Raw genomic sequence first — 12954 nt, 5'->3', positions numbered from 1 at the left:
TCGATGCTAGAGATGACGGCGGTCGGCACGGCGATGCCAGACGACAATCGGCGGTCAGATCCGGCCACGCAGATGCGCCTTGGCCATAAGCAAAGCGCCGCCGGTTATGCCGTCAGGCGATGCGTCGCAGCGGCGCCGCTACCGCCAGCGCCTGCGTAGCCAGATGGCCGGCCGCACGCTCGGTCGCCAGCGCGATCCGCGCCTGCAAAGCGGCACTGTTGATGTGCTCGCCATCGAAGTCGGCAGGCGTGGCGTACACCCCGATCGGCAGCGTGTGCGCCTGCAGGAAACTGAACAACGGCCGCAACTGGTGGTCGATCACCAGCGCATGGCGCTCGCTGCCGCCGGTCGCTGCCAGCAATACCGGCGTATCCACCAGCGCTTCCAGCCCGATGAAGTCGACCAGATGCTTGAACAGCCCCGGATACGATCCCCGATAGACCGGCGCAGCCACTACCAGCAGCCCGGCCGCCTCGATCGTCTGCAGCGCCTGCTCCACGGCGGGCTCCACTTCGTCGCGCGACAACGCCTGCCCCAGCGAACGCGCGATCGGTGCCAGCTCCACCAGATCCACACTGGCATGCACCCGCTGCTGCAGCGACGCCAGCAGGTGCCGCACCAGCAGCAACGTGCGCGACGTCGCCGAACTGGTCGGCGACCCCACCACTGCAACCACCCTCAATGCAGAAGACATGAACTGCTCCTCGATGATGCCGAACTGCCGCCGGCCGCCTTTCGCCTCGTGTAGAGCCGAGCCATGCTCGGCTGCTTTCGCCTTTGTGGAGTCGAGCCATGCTCGACTGCTCCAGATCAGAACCGGTAATTGATCCGCCCGTACCAGAACGCCCCGATGCGGCTCAGCACGTCGCCCGAATCCCAGGTCGTCTCGATGCTCGCCACATCGGTGGCACTGCGCGCGTACTCCGGCACCTTGCGGGTGCGCTTGTCGAACACGTTGTTGATGCCCAGCGCCGCACTCCAGCCCGCACCCAGTTCCACGCCACCGGAGAGATTGGTCACCAGCACCGGCGGCTGCTTGTACTCCACGCCGTTGTTCAGGCGCTTGATCGGTCCGTAGTAGGTGAAGTCGACGTTCGAGCGCCAGCGCCCGTTCTGCCAGCCCAACCCCGCCACCTGCGTGTAGCTGGGCGTACGGAAGCGCAGCGCGTACTCGCTGCTCTTGGTCAACAGGTTGATGTTCGGCAGCCCCTGCAGCGCCGCCGGAATGTCGCTGACCTTCTGGATGGTGGTGCGCCCCACGTTGGCCGCATAGCTCCAGCGCAGCTTGCCCCACACGGTTTCCTGGTTGGCCTCCAGGGTCAGCTCGACACCGCTTGTGCGGGTATTGCCCACGTTGGTGAAGTAGCTGGCATAGAACGCATCACCCGGCAGGATGCTGATGCCGGCCGAGCCCAGCAGCGCATCGATGGTGTTCTTCTGCGCCTTACTCAGCACCGTGCCGCTGTTGTCGGTGATGCGCGCTGGATCCTGCGCGTTGTAGCCGATCTGGCTGGACTGGCCGAGCTGGCCACGGATGTCGATCTGGTACGCATCCACGGCCAGGTGGAACGCCGGGCTCGGGTCCCAGGTCACGCCCAGGCTGTAGTTGGTGGCTTTCTCGGGCTTCAGCGGCGTCGCACCCAGCGCAACCGCCGCCCGCGAAGACACCTGCGCCACCAGCGTGGTGCCGCAGGGGCAGCTGCCCGTGGCCTGGTAGTACTGCGCGCCCAGGCTGGGTGCATGGAAACCGTTGCTGACCGTGGCGCGCACGCCCAGCGCGTCGGTGAAGTCGAAGCGCGTGGTCAGGCGGCCGGTGGAGACACTGCCGAAGTCGGAGTGATCTTCCCAGCGCGCGGCCGCATCCAGATACCAGCGCGAGGTGATGTTGGTGGCCGCGCCCACATAGACCGCCTTGCTGTTGCGGGTAGCCTTCACCGCGTCCGCAGTGGAATAGCCGACGAAGGCCGCAGCACCAAAGCCGGTATACGACTCCCACTGCCCCGCCCCACGTTCGTACTGTTCGTGCTGGTACTCGGCACCTGCGCTCACTTCCAGCGGCGAGGCGAACGCAGCCACCTCGAAGCCACGGCGCAGGTCGAGGTTGGCGATACCCTGCTGGTAGTCCAGCTTGCCGTCGTAGAAGTCGGTAGGCGAACCGGGGTATGGCAGCGAGTAGTTCACCGAGTTGCGGGTATACGTGCGCACCGTGCTGCGGTTGCCGGTCAGGCTGGCGTCGTAGTCCCAGCCTGCGATCTGGCCTTTCACGCCCGCGGTGCCGGTGTACTGCTTCTCCTTGGTTTCCAGCACCGGCAGGAAGCCATCGGGAAACACGCTCAGCACGCCGGGTGCCTTGTAAGTGGTGAAGATGGTCGCCGGCAGACGGAAGTTCTGGATCGCCTGCGCGGTGCGGTCACTGGCCGTAGCGTTAGCGTAGAACTGCGCGCTTTCGCCCAGGCCATGGCCCACGTTCACCGCGAAGGCCTTCAGCGCATACGATGGCGAACTGAGGATGGTGTTGGCCTCGGCATTGCGGCTGGCTTCGGCCGGGTTCAGTGATGCGCCGGCCGGCAACCGGTTGTTCGGGCGCAGTGCGACCAGGTTGCCGTTGGCGTCCACCGCCGGATAGCTCAGGTAGCCATCGATGTAACGGCGGGTACGGATCGCGTGGTGCTGCCGCGTGGTCTCGCCGGACAGGTTGACGAAGCCATCGGCACCCCACGGCAGGCCCACGTTGGCACGCACGCTGGTTCGCGATCCATCACCGTCGATGCTCTGCCCGCTTTCCACGGCGAGCTCGCCACCGTGCGCCTGCGACTTCAGGATCACGTTGACCACACCGGTGATCGCGTCCGAACCATAGATGGCCGACGCACCATCGCGCAGCACTTCCACATGGTCGATGGCCGACACCGGAATCAGCGCCAGATCGGCCCAGGCATGGCCGGGGAAGCCGCCGCCGTTGGCACCGCTCACATAGGCGCTGGCATTGCGACGCTTGCCGTTCACCAGCACCAGCGTGTAGCCCGGCGACAGGTTGCGCAGCTGGTAGCCACGGATCAGGCTTTCCTGGTCGCTCTGGTAGCCACCGATCTGGCTCAGCGACGGCAGCGCACGCTGCAACGCTTCCAGCAGGTTGCCCTGCCCGGTAGCGGCAAGGTCCTCGGCAGAGATCACATCGATGGGCGTGGAGCTGTTCTTCACCGTACGCGTACTGGTGCGCGAGCCGGTCACCACCACGGCATCCAGCGTGGACGCGGCCACGTTGGCCGTCGCGGCGGCGGCAGCAGGATCCGCATCGGCTTCAGCCGCATGGCTGGGCGAAGCGGCGAGGATGGCTGTGATCAGGACAGCGAGAGTGCTCAGGACAGGGGCGTGGGCGACAGGCATGGGGGCTCGTGGGGGTGGGCCGGAAACACGCTTCCATTCAAGGGCCTGTTCACCTGGCGCGACAGGCGGGATTACGTCACCCAACCGTCATATCCGGCCACCCACATGACCGCTGGTAATGAGGTTAGGCGGCATTGCCGGTGCACTGCTGTCTGTAGAGCCGAGCCCACGCTCGGCTGCTCCTCGCGACGGCGTCAGATGCATCCCCCTGCCGGTATTGAGCCGAGCGTGGGCTCGGCTCTACAAGAGGGGAGCGACCGCTCCATATGCCTGGCCGGCATCACCTCATGCCCGCGCACCACTCAGCGCCATGCATCTGCACCCGTAGCATCAAGCCATGCCCAGCCCACCCGCCGACCCCGCTGCGCCGCTCGTTGCCATCGTCGCCTGCCACGGCCAGGGGCTGTTCGAATTCGGCTGTGCGGTGGGCCTGTTCGCGCCGATAAGACCCGAGCTCGGCGTGGCCTGGTATCGCACCCAGCTGTGCGCGGGTGAACCCGGTGCGCTGCGCATGCTTGGCGGAACGCAGGTGCAGCTTCCCTACGACCTCAGCACAGTTGATGACGCCGACATCATCGTCATTCCCGGTTGGCGCGAGCCCAGCGAGCGCCCGCCACAGGCGCTGCTTGATGCACTCATCCGTGCCCACGGCCGTGGCGCGCGCATCGCTTCGATCTGCTCCGGTGCCTTCGTGCTGGCGTGGGCCGGGCTGCTCGATGGCCGCCAGGCCACCACCCACTGGCGCCTCACCGAAGCGCTGGCGCGCGACTTCCCACGCATCGATGTGCGCGAGGACGTGCTGTACGTCGATACCGGCAGCATCATCACCTCGGCCGGCTCGGCCACCGGCATGGACATGATGCTGCACATGGTGCGCAAGGACTACGGCGCGCGCGTGGCCAACCTGGTGGCCGAGCGGCTGGTACTGGCGCCATGGCGTGATGCCGGGCGCAGCCAGCGCGTCAGCCGCGCCATTCCCCATGGCGAGCCCTCGCGTCTGGCAAAACTGATGGAATGGATGCGCCGCAACCTGCGCGAGCCGCACTCGCTGGGCAGTCTTGCCGAGCAGGCCGCGCTCAGCCAGCGCACCCTGCAGCGGCAGTTCCTGGAAGCCACCGGCCTGTCACCCATCGACTGGCTGATCCGCGAGCGCGTGGCATTCGCCCGCGAGCTGCTGGAAACCACTGACCGGCCGCTGCAGTGGATTGCCGAGCAGGCCGGCTTTGGTTCGCAGGAGTCGTTCCGCCGGCACTTCCGCGGCCAGGTGGACGCCAGTCCTACCGAATACCGCAGCCAGCATCGCGGCGGAATTGGCGCGGATCGGCTGGTGGGCTGCTGATCCAACGCATCACTCCCAGGTGATGCGTGAGGAAAGGCTCACGGCAGGCTACGGCGCCCCACGTATAGTGACGGGCGTCACAAGAAGCCCCTTCCATGCTCCACGCATTTGCCTACTCCAGCCACATGTCGGCTGGGCTTTCCGATGAAATCCTCCGGCAGATCGTCTCCTGCTCTGCCACGTTCAACCGTCGCGTGGACGTTACCGGAGCGCTGCTCGTCGACGGTCAGCGGTTTTTCCAGTACATCGAAGGTCCTCCCGACGGCCTGGAGGCGGTCAAGCGCCGCATCCATGACAGTCGCTCGCATGCTGCCGTCGTTCCGGTACTGGACATGGCCATCAGCGCGCGTGCTGTTCCCTATTGGGCCATGACCCGCATCGACACCGGGCAGATCATGGTGTCCGGCCTGGTCAATGCGCGATGGGACGAATTTGGCCATGCCGTTCCGGGCATGGATCAGCTCGTCGGCCTGCTGCGTCCGCACTTTCCGCGCATCGGCCCGCTCAGTGCGCACCATGCGCCCGTCGGATCCAGCTGAACCGCCGCCTTGCGCGCGTAGTCCCACGCGGCCGCGTGCTCCCTGCACACGTCATCATTCAAGCCGCGTTACCCATCGTTCCTGCCAGATCCACAGCATGCCTGTACCCGCTCAACCTTCAACGCAAACACGTGCCTCGCCCGCCGAGTTGTTCGAGGTCGTCGTCCTTCGTGCAGGCACGGCCCTGTTCGCGATCGACGTCCAGGCTGCCGTGGAAATACGCGGCCCCGAGACCTTCGGCCCTGCAGATCAGCATGGCCGGCGGAACCTGGAGGTACGAGGGCAGCCGTTGCCGGTAGCCGACCTGCGCAGGCTCAGCGGTCAACCGGCATTCGGTGGCGGCAGCCCTGCCGTGCTCTTGATCAACGCCGGTAGCGCAACGCTGGCGCTGGCGGTGGATGAAGTGCTGGAGATCGAGACGCCGGACGCAACGCCAGACGTATCCGCGCCTGCCGAGGGTCGGGTGTTCAACTTCTGCAGCCGGCATGTTCGGGTGGATGCCACACGTTCGGCTGCGCTGATCGAACCGCAGTCGTTGCTGGCTGAAATGGCCATGCGGGACTGAGGTGCCTCTGCTCAAGGGCGCCTGCGAACCGGTTGAGACCGCATGCGCCAGCACTGCGCGGCAAAGCCCAGCACAAACACTGCCGCCAATCCCAGCAACGTCTGCAGCACCACCGGGGCCATCGGCGCCGCAGCTATCGGTTGCGCGGCCGGCAGGCGGGTCAGCGTTTCATTGACGCCGGGCACCAGCGACAACAGGAAACTGAACGACAGCGCGAAGGTCGACAGGTAACGCGCTGCGCGCGCCAGCCAGCGCAGCCGGGCGGCCAGCACGCCGCCGAAGGCAACCAGCAGCACGATCAACCCGAATGCGTGGCCCGGGTTGATCCCGCCCGTACTGGAGACGGTGAACGACGTTGCCACCGACAGCACCAGCCCGAGCAGGTACAGCTTGCCCGCGCGCGTGGCGGGGTCGATCGCGCGATGGCGAATGAAGGCATACAGGCCGGCGAACACCGGTACAAGGCTGACGGCCGTGTGGATCACGCCCAGCGTGGACAGAGAGTGCGACATGGAACATCTCCAAGGGTTGATTGAACCTACTAGTAGGTAGACTTCTGAATCAAAGAAAAGGCCTACGTTGCCGCAGGCCCAGCACACATCAATCAGGCAGCCGCGCTCACCCTCGCGATGGCCAGCCGTGCCAGCGCAGCAAACGTCGCCGCATCGCCGAAACCGCGCGCGGCCAGCATCGCGCCATGCACCGACGACATGAACGCCCTGGCCTCGTCCGCAGGGGAACCCTGCAGGCGCAACTGGCCCAGCGCCGCGCCCTTCTCCAGCGTCACCGTCAGCCACCCACTCAAATCATCGAAATGCCCGCGTACTTCTTCGGCAATCTCCGCAGGGATCATCGGCGCCTCTGCCGCCAGCATCGCGCAGGTGCAGAACGAAGACGTGCCACCGGCGATACAGCTCGACCAGTAGTCCACATAGGCGTTGAGCTCCCGCAGCGGGTCGTCCAGCTGCCGGTCCAGCAGCGCCAGGCCTTCGCGCGCCTCGGCCCGGTACAGTTCAACCACCGTGCGCACCAGGTCCGCCTTGCTGGGGAAGTGGTGATGGATGCTGGCCTTGCTGATGTTCACCCGCGCGGACACGTCGGCGTAGCTGAAGCCGTTGTAGCCACCGGCCTCCAGCAGCGAGCGGGCATGGGCCAGGATCTCCTGGGCCTTGGGCGAGAGCGACTCTTTCATGTCGCCAACCTACTAGTAGGTTGCCCCACTGTCAAGTCCCCGCTGCGAGGTCGGCAGCATCTGGTAGTGCCGGCCGCTGGCCGGCAACTGCACGCACCCAACTCCACCGGGATGCCGGCCAGCGGCCGGCACTACCGCATCCGGGCGTTCGTGGCCGGTTTTGACATGCAGGTAGTTACCTGCATATAGTCCACTCAAGGGCGGCACCTGCCGGCCCATGCGAGGAACCTGCAATGGTGGATATCGCACACCGGGTCGGCATCAAGGCCCCCGCAAGCCAGGTGTATCAAGCACTGGCCACCCCCGAAGGCGTCGCCGCCTGGTGGGCAGAAGACGCCCATGGCGACTACAACGTCGGCGGCACGGCAAAGGTCCGTTTCACCAACAACGGCCAGGAAATCGGCGCCATGGAAATGCAACTGGAACAGCTGATTCCTGGCGAGCTGGTGCTCTGGAAGTTCCTGGTCGGCCCCGCCGAATGGATCGGCACGCATGCACGCTTCGCACTGAAACAGGAAGGCGACTACTGCATCGTACTGTTCACCCACGAAGGCTGGAAGGAACGCGTCGAGTTCACCTCCCACTGCAGCACCAAGTGGGCGGTGTTCCTGATGAGCCTCAAAGCCCTGCTGGAAACCGGCAAGGGCCAGCCCAACCCGCACGACGTCAGGATCGACAACTGGAACTGAAGACGCCCCGCATGAATGCAGACAAGGTGTTCAAGGCCTTGGCCGACCCCACACGCAGGACGCTGCTGGACCTGCTCTGCGAAGACAACGGCCAGACCCTCGGTCAGCTGTGCGAGCACCTGGACATGGCCCGGCAATCGGTCACCCAGCACCTGGGCCTGCTGGAAGACGCCAACCTGATCAGCACCGTGCGCCGTGGCCGCGAGAAGCTGCACTTCATCAACCCGGTGCCGCTGCATGAGGTCTATGAGCGCTGGGTACGCAAGTTCGAGCAGCAGCGCCTGAGCCTGCTGCATGACCTGAAACGCGAACTGGAAGGAGAATGACGATGTCCGCAGAGACCACCCGCTTCATCCACGTGATCTATATCGCCTCCACGCCACAGAAGGTGTTCGAGGCCATCACCCGCCCCGAGATCGCCAGCCGCTACTGGGGCCATGAAAACGTCTCGGACTGGAAGCCCGGCTCGCGCTGGCAGCATGTGCGCGCCAACGAAACGCGCTCGGTCGAACTGGTCGGCGAAGTGGTGGAAAGCACCCCGCCCTCGCGGCTGGTCATCACCTGGGCCGCCGCCTCGCAGGCCGACGACCCGGACGCCTACAGCCGTGTGACCTTCGAGATCGTGCCCTACCAGGACATGGTGCGGCTGACGGTTACCCATGAGGAGCTGGAACCGGGCAGTGGCATGGATACCGGCATCCGCCAGGGCTGGCCGATCGTGCTGTCCAGCCTGAAGTCGTTGCTGGAGACCGGCAAGGGATTGGATGTGTTTGCGAAGCCGAGTTGAACATCTCGAGCAGCACGATGAGAGCGAAGCCGCACTGACTGCAGGCGGCTTCGCTGTCACGAGCGTACGCGACCATACTCGGCACACAACGCGGATTTCAGGACACCCCATGCCCCCTTCTCTGGAACAGCTCGGCACCATCCGCGTCCTGCGCATCGAGCCGCAGGGCCCCGCACTCGATGCCAACGGCCTGCGCGATCTGGTCGGCGACGCCCTTGGGCATCAGGCCGAGTGGATCGCCATTCCGGTGCAGCGCCTCTCTCCAGAATTCTTCGAGCTGCGCTCCGGCATGGCCGGTCAGTGGCTGCAGATGCTGGTGAACTACCGCCTGCGCTTCGCCGTGCTGGGCGATGTCAGCGGCTACCGCGCACAAAGCGAATCGCTGGACGCGTGGATCACCGAGTGCAACCGTGGTCGCGACGGCTGCTTCGTGGCCGATTGGGATGCTCTGCAGACTCGCCTGTCGGCCTCGGCCAGTTAGCGCGCCGTCCAGCCCCCATCCACCGGCAGCGCCGTGCCGGTGATCTGCGCCGCAGCGTCCGAGGCCAGGAACACCACCATTTCGCCCAGCTGCTCGGGCGTCACGAACTGCAACGAAGGCTGCTTCTCGGCCAGCAGCGCGCGGGCGGCCGATTCCTGATCCGTGCCTTCCTTCTCCGCCAACGCGGTGATCTGCTGCTCGACCAGCGCCGTCCGCACCCAGCCCGGGCAGATCGCATTGGCGGTGATGCCCGTGCCCGCATTCTCCAGCGCGGTTACCTTGGTGAACCCCACCACGCCATGCTTGGCCGCCACATAGGCCGACTTGTTCACCGAGCCTACCAACCCGTGCACCGACGCGATGTTGATGATGCGGCCGGCGCCCTGCCGCTTCATGTGCGGCAACGCCGCCGCCGTTGCATGGAACACCGCCGACAGATTCAGCGCCAGGATTGCGTCCCACTTCTCTACCGGGAATTCCTCGATCGACGCGGTGTGCTGGATGCCGGCATTGTTCACCAGGATGTCGATGCGCCCCATCGTCGCGACGGCGTGGTCGATCATCCCGCGCACCGCTGCACCCCGCGACAGATCGGCGCCATCATGCGTCACCCGTACGCTGAACTCGGTTTCCAACCGGGAACGAATTTTTTTGATTTCCGCCGCGTCGCCGAAGCCATTCAGCACGATGTCGGCACCTTGCCGCGCCAGCGCGGTGGCGATGCCAAGACCGATACCGCTGGTGGAGCCGGTGACCACCGCAACCTTTCCAGAGAACATGGGCGAGCTTCCATCGGGCGTAGGTGGTCAGTGTAGCTTCACCGGTGCCCCCTTTAAGCGACGCTACCTTGGTCAATCAACGGTTAGAACGCGTTGGGCATCCGCCGAGGGAAGTGTCCAGCGTTCATTCAAAACGGACGGTACACCTCAGAGGGGGCGCAGCCGTGGCCTGCTGGCGATACTGTCCGACTCCCACAAGGGCAATGCATCCATGCTTTGCCCAGCGGATCGAACACGTCCGAAAATAGCTTCTGCGGCCCTTCTACTCCCCCCACCTCCAACCGGGCGGAGCGCCTTTCATCCAGCAGATAAGGACAAGGACCAACACTACGGCCCACGTGCAGAGCTGAAACGCGATGGGCTCGCGAAATGGAGAGAACAGAAACGGACCTGCCAGCAGCAGGCCGAATGCGACTGCGTACACAAGCCAGCCCTGCCACGCGCACGGCATCCCCCAACCCCATCCGTACTTTTTCCTGGTAAACCAGTACTTCCTGCTGATCATTGCAATCTTCCTCGATGACCGCCGGTCTCACGTACCTGATCCATGCATGCTTTGAGCTGTTCGTGAAGACGTCGGTCCAGAATCAAGTCAGTATCCCCTCTGGCTTTGACGAGAACAGAGCTACGCTCCGTGCGCAGCACGAAGACGTTGCGACCGCTGTGCATGCGGAACTTGCCAAGCTCAACGCCACCGGTGCTCGTTCCAAGTTGCCGGTGAGGCAGCGTGAGCCTTGAAGCATCGGAAGCGTCCTGCCACGAGACACTGGAAAGCGGGAGCTGCAGTCGGACAAACGCTGCTGACCCAATCAGCTGGCCATCTGTAACGGCGATGTACGCTGTCCGCGCTTGATATACGAGGCCAAAGGCAACTACGACAACAACGGCCAGCGCCGAGCCGAGCGCAATATTCCTGGCTGGCACCCCGCCAGAGCGGGGTACCAGCCATACTGCGATCAGAACCACGGCTGCTGCCACGCATATGCCGAGAGGAAGCGCATAGGCATGAATCAGGGAGACGTCCAGCGTGGATCGGCACATCATCATGAACTACTCCGCAGAGATTGACCGCATGCCGTAAACGTAAGTCGCTTCGACAATCGTCTCAAATGCATCTTCTTCATAGGTGACAAGGCCGACGTTTCGCATCGCGCGCAGGAACGAGCGAACCTCGTTCTTTATTACGAGTTTTGCGTGTTCGTCGTAAAGGCCGGGGGCTCCCAGGATGGAAGCTGCACGATGTGCAACGTCGCAACTGTCGCAGATGTCACCGTCCAGCCGACTCAGCTGGCCGTTGAACACATGATTGTATGACGGTATCTGGGTCTCGTTTCCGGCAACCACTACCTGGTTCACAACGGCAACCATGGTGAATGCAGCCACGGCTACGGTCACACCAACAATGGCGTCAACAGCCGCAACCACAATCACAGCCGCGCCAACAACCGCTTGACCAGGGGCTGTCCGCAGAAGCTCCGCCACACTGGCGAGGGCCGCGAGGTCTGCCGTTGTAGGAGGCTTGTCAGTAGCTTTGATGAAAGAGAGTACCGATTCGGCATCGGGAGACTCGTCCCCAGAAAGCTCCATCACGCCGCGGATCATGTCTATATTGCTCTGGAGTGCGTGCTGCATCTTCATGGTGAGCACGTCTTCCTTTGGACGCGCCAACGCACCAGATGCCTGGAGATAGTTCAACATTTGCGTATAGTCACGACGTTTGGCCGCGTCTTGTACATCCCTATCCGACAGAGCAACCAGCAGAGCCAGAGATGGTGCGTTCAGTGTCTCTTTGCTGGTGTCGAACCCAAGCGTGGAAAGATATCGACCAGGATTGGTGTTGAAGAGCGAACGCTTCTTCTCGTCAGAAAACATATCGACAGCAGCGGCACTCAACTTTGACCAGTGATCCCAGCCGGCTGCAGGCATGCCGCTACGCGAGAGTGGAAGAAGCATTCGTGTTGCGTTGACATCCGTGCCGCCGGTAAGGCTCGCAGGTGTGCCGAACACCCTCTTGTCGCCCGCGGCAGCCGCCGCCCCGGAAATTGATGCAGCAGCACTGGCCGCGAGTGTGGACTGGATGAACTTCCGCCGCTTCATTTGAACGCTCCTTGTTGCCGGGAAAGGGTGTTTACTGCCTTACCGAGTGCGTAGCGACTCATTACCTCTGGAATGAACTTCTGGTAATCCGATTCAAGTCTTGCGCGCACTTCACTGTTCTTGTGAAGCACTGCGCAGTCGTGGCACATGTGCACCGATCCATTCAGTAGTTCATCGGCTTTCTCTTCGCCCATCACGCGCCTGATGATCTCCGCAGGGCCGTCCACTCTGATCCAGAACTTGAGGAAATCGTCCGTTTGAGAGAGATAGGCGTTGCTGACGCCATCCTCGAGACGCCCAACTTTCATCTCTGGGATGTGCTCAAGTGTCAGTCCGCAACAGGCAGCGACTTCCTTGTAGGGCGTGACAACGATGTTGTCATGAATCTGGTGGCACGGGGCTATTCGCAGGTGCTGTGGAACCGTATTCTCGCGCTTGACCTGATCGCTTTTGAACTCCATCCAGCTGTTTGACTGCAGTTGCAAGCCCTTCTTCAGAAGCATCCGTATTGTCGAATCCTCGGCGAAGGTCGCCATTGTTCGACCGTCTTCCGTGTCTGCCTCCACCGTCACGAGAACGTGCAGCCCCGCAGTGAGGCCGGCCTCGGCAGCATTGACCACGGAAGAATGAGGTACCCACTCCTGATGATCTTTGCCGGAGCTGATATTAAGCTCTTTCAATCCTGCGGTTGAAAGCTTTTCAGCCCAACGCTTCGCGGTGGATCGGGTCTTCGCCCAGGAGCCATTCGATACCATCCGCGTGCCGAGCCCTAGCGATGTCGCTTCGGCTATCACACTGATCAAATCGTCTTTGAGAAGTGTCGCCTCGCCGCCGGTGAAGACGATGACAGACAGCGAGGGGAAGGAGCCTTTGGCATCATGAAGCGCTGTGATCATCTCATCGCGACTGAGCCTTCCTTTGACCGTCGGGCTCGACTCGAAACAGCACTGAACGCATGCCGCAGTGCAGCGATAGGTTGTGATAAACGTCAGCGTCCTGGGCGATAGCACCTGGGTAGCGCATAAATCCATTTTTGCTTCTCCATGTTACTGGCAAGGGCCAATCCGGGCCGCCTGTGGACACTACGGCGGGTCCAAAC

At 63.5% G+C, this 12954-nt stretch carries 15 protein-coding genes; 7 read left to right on the top strand and 8 right to left on the bottom strand.

Going from position 1 to position 12954, the window contains the following annotated elements; genetic code table 11:
- Positions 1-112: 112 nt before the first annotated feature.
- Positions 113-694 carry an FMN reductase gene (gene msuE / locus AC5P65_RS15655; protein WP_346483781.1) on the bottom strand — a complete coding sequence of 194 codons (582 nt, stop codon included), beginning with the start codon at positions 692-694 and terminating at the stop codon, positions 113-115.
- Positions 695-810: 116 nt separating this feature from the next.
- Entirely contained in the window at positions 811-3387 is a 2577-nt protein-coding gene (locus AC5P65_RS15650; RefSeq protein ID WP_495215706.1) for a TonB-dependent receptor plug domain-containing protein, read from the bottom strand.
- A gap of 337 nt (positions 3388-3724) precedes the next feature.
- On the opposite strand from AC5P65_RS15650, the gene ftrA reads away from it, so the two are divergent.
- The 3 genes from ftrA (at position 3725) to AC5P65_RS15635 (ending at position 5830) form a co-directional block, all read left to right on the top strand.
- Positions 3725-4726: a transcriptional regulator FtrA gene (ftrA, locus tag AC5P65_RS15645; protein ID WP_058982599.1), complete on the top strand. Its 1002-nt coding sequence runs from the start codon at positions 3725-3727 to the stop codon at positions 4724-4726.
- Positions 4727-4821: 95 nt separating this feature from the next.
- Positions 4822-5265 (top strand): BLUF domain-containing protein, encoded by a 444-nt coding sequence (locus tag AC5P65_RS15640; protein ID WP_495215705.1) that lies wholly within the window; start codon positions 4822-4824, stop codon positions 5263-5265.
- A 97-nt stretch (positions 5266-5362) separates the two neighbouring features.
- Positions 5363-5830, top strand: a complete 468-nt coding sequence (locus AC5P65_RS15635) for a chemotaxis protein CheW (RefSeq protein WP_180832281.1) — start codon at positions 5363-5365, stop codon at positions 5828-5830.
- A gap of 11 nt (positions 5831-5841) precedes the next feature.
- Here the strand turns inward: AC5P65_RS15635 and AC5P65_RS15630 are convergent, their stop codons facing one another.
- Together AC5P65_RS15630 and AC5P65_RS15625 are read right to left on the bottom strand one after the other, a co-directional pair.
- Positions 5842-6342: a hypothetical protein gene (locus AC5P65_RS15630; RefSeq protein ID WP_495215704.1), complete on the bottom strand. Its 501-nt coding sequence runs from the start codon at positions 6340-6342 to the stop codon at positions 5842-5844.
- Positions 6343-6434: 92 nt separating this feature from the next.
- Positions 6435-7022 carry a TetR/AcrR family transcriptional regulator gene (locus tag AC5P65_RS15625; protein WP_495215703.1) on the bottom strand — a complete coding sequence of 196 codons (588 nt, stop codon included), beginning with the start codon at positions 7020-7022 and terminating at the stop codon, positions 6435-6437.
- 233 nt (positions 7023-7255) lie between these two features.
- Between AC5P65_RS15625 and AC5P65_RS15620 the strand changes: the two genes are divergently transcribed.
- The 4 genes from AC5P65_RS15620 (at position 7256) to AC5P65_RS15605 (ending at position 8979) form a co-directional block, all read left to right on the top strand.
- Complete coding sequence (locus AC5P65_RS15620) at positions 7256-7711, top strand: SRPBCC family protein (RefSeq protein ID WP_111098750.1); 456 nt, start codon at positions 7256-7258, stop codon at positions 7709-7711.
- 11 nt (positions 7712-7722) lie between these two features.
- A complete protein-coding gene (locus AC5P65_RS15615) occupies positions 7723-8037 on the top strand; it encodes an ArsR/SmtB family transcription factor (protein ID WP_005416268.1) in 315 nt (104 codons plus the stop codon).
- Positions 8038-8039: 2 nt separating this feature from the next.
- Complete coding sequence (locus AC5P65_RS15610; RefSeq protein WP_111098749.1) at positions 8040-8498, top strand: SRPBCC family protein; 459 nt, start codon at positions 8040-8042, stop codon at positions 8496-8498.
- Between the two features lie 109 nt (positions 8499-8607).
- Entirely contained in the window at positions 8608-8979 is a 372-nt protein-coding gene (locus AC5P65_RS15605) for a DUF4180 domain-containing protein (protein WP_111098748.1), read from the top strand.
- On the opposite strand, the gene AC5P65_RS15600 is transcribed toward AC5P65_RS15605, so the two are convergent.
- The 4 genes from AC5P65_RS15600 to AC5P65_RS15585 all read right to left on the bottom strand — a co-directional run bounded on the left by AC5P65_RS15600 (position 8976) and on the right by AC5P65_RS15585 (position 12886).
- On the bottom strand, positions 8976-9758 hold the full coding sequence (locus AC5P65_RS15600; RefSeq protein ID WP_111098747.1) for a 3-hydroxybutyrate dehydrogenase: 783 nt from the start codon (positions 9756-9758) through the stop codon (positions 8976-8978). The genes AC5P65_RS15605 and AC5P65_RS15600 overlap by 4 nt on opposite strands.
- Before the next feature lie 501 nt (positions 9759-10259).
- Positions 10260-10805 (bottom strand): hypothetical protein, encoded by a 546-nt coding sequence (locus tag AC5P65_RS15595; RefSeq protein ID WP_181451840.1) that lies wholly within the window; start codon positions 10803-10805, stop codon positions 10260-10262.
- A gap of 3 nt (positions 10806-10808) precedes the next feature.
- A complete protein-coding gene (locus tag AC5P65_RS15590; RefSeq protein WP_111098744.1) occupies positions 10809-11855 on the bottom strand; it encodes a hypothetical protein in 1047 nt (348 codons plus the stop codon).
- Entirely contained in the window at positions 11852-12886 is a 1035-nt protein-coding gene (locus AC5P65_RS15585; RefSeq protein WP_495215702.1) for a radical SAM protein, read from the bottom strand. The genes AC5P65_RS15590 and AC5P65_RS15585 overlap by 4 nt, the downstream gene beginning before the upstream one ends.
- Positions 12887-12954: the final 68 nt, after the last annotated feature.

Source organism: Stenotrophomonas sp. YJH_SMC_48-3 (assembly GCF_059369375.1).
The sequence above is the reverse complement of the archived record's forward strand: the minus strand, read 5'-3'. Positions and strand labels throughout refer to the sequence as shown.

Excerpts from the sequence above, each read along its gene's own strand:
- msuE (WP_346483781.1), bottom strand. The coding sequence starts at position 694 with ATGTCTTCTGCATTGAGGGTGGTTGCAGTGGTGGGGTCGCCGACCAGT.
- AC5P65_RS15650 (WP_495215706.1), bottom strand. The coding sequence starts at position 3,387 with ATGCCTGTCGCCCACGCCCCTGTCCTGAGCACTCTCGCTGTCCTGATC.
- ftrA (WP_058982599.1), top strand. The coding sequence starts at position 3,725 with ATGCCCAGCCCACCCGCCGACCCCGCTGCGCCGCTCGTTGCCATCGTC.
- AC5P65_RS15640 (WP_495215705.1), top strand. The coding sequence starts at position 4,822 with ATGCTCCACGCATTTGCCTACTCCAGCCACATGTCGGCTGGGCTTTCC.
- AC5P65_RS15635 (WP_180832281.1), top strand. The coding sequence starts at position 5,363 with ATGCCTGTACCCGCTCAACCTTCAACGCAAACACGTGCCTCGCCCGCC.
- AC5P65_RS15630 (WP_495215704.1), bottom strand. The coding sequence starts at position 6,342 with ATGTCGCACTCTCTGTCCACGCTGGGCGTGATCCACACGGCCGTCAGC.
- AC5P65_RS15625 (WP_495215703.1), bottom strand. The coding sequence starts at position 7,022 with ATGAAAGAGTCGCTCTCGCCCAAGGCCCAGGAGATCCTGGCCCATGCC.
- AC5P65_RS15620 (WP_111098750.1), top strand. The coding sequence starts at position 7,256 with ATGGTGGATATCGCACACCGGGTCGGCATCAAGGCCCCCGCAAGCCAG.
- AC5P65_RS15615 (WP_005416268.1), top strand. The coding sequence starts at position 7,723 with ATGAATGCAGACAAGGTGTTCAAGGCCTTGGCCGACCCCACACGCAGG.
- AC5P65_RS15610 (WP_111098749.1), top strand. The coding sequence starts at position 8,040 with ATGTCCGCAGAGACCACCCGCTTCATCCACGTGATCTATATCGCCTCC.
- AC5P65_RS15605 (WP_111098748.1), top strand. The coding sequence starts at position 8,608 with ATGCCCCCTTCTCTGGAACAGCTCGGCACCATCCGCGTCCTGCGCATC.
- AC5P65_RS15600 (WP_111098747.1), bottom strand. The coding sequence starts at position 9,758 with ATGTTCTCTGGAAAGGTTGCGGTGGTCACCGGCTCCACCAGCGGTATC.
- AC5P65_RS15595 (WP_181451840.1), bottom strand. The coding sequence starts at position 10,805 with ATGATGATGTGCCGATCCACGCTGGACGTCTCCCTGATTCATGCCTAT.
- AC5P65_RS15590 (WP_111098744.1), bottom strand. The coding sequence starts at position 11,855 with ATGAAGCGGCGGAAGTTCATCCAGTCCACACTCGCGGCCAGTGCTGCT.
- AC5P65_RS15585 (WP_495215702.1), bottom strand. The coding sequence starts at position 12,886 with ATGGATTTATGCGCTACCCAGGTGCTATCGCCCAGGACGCTGACGTTT.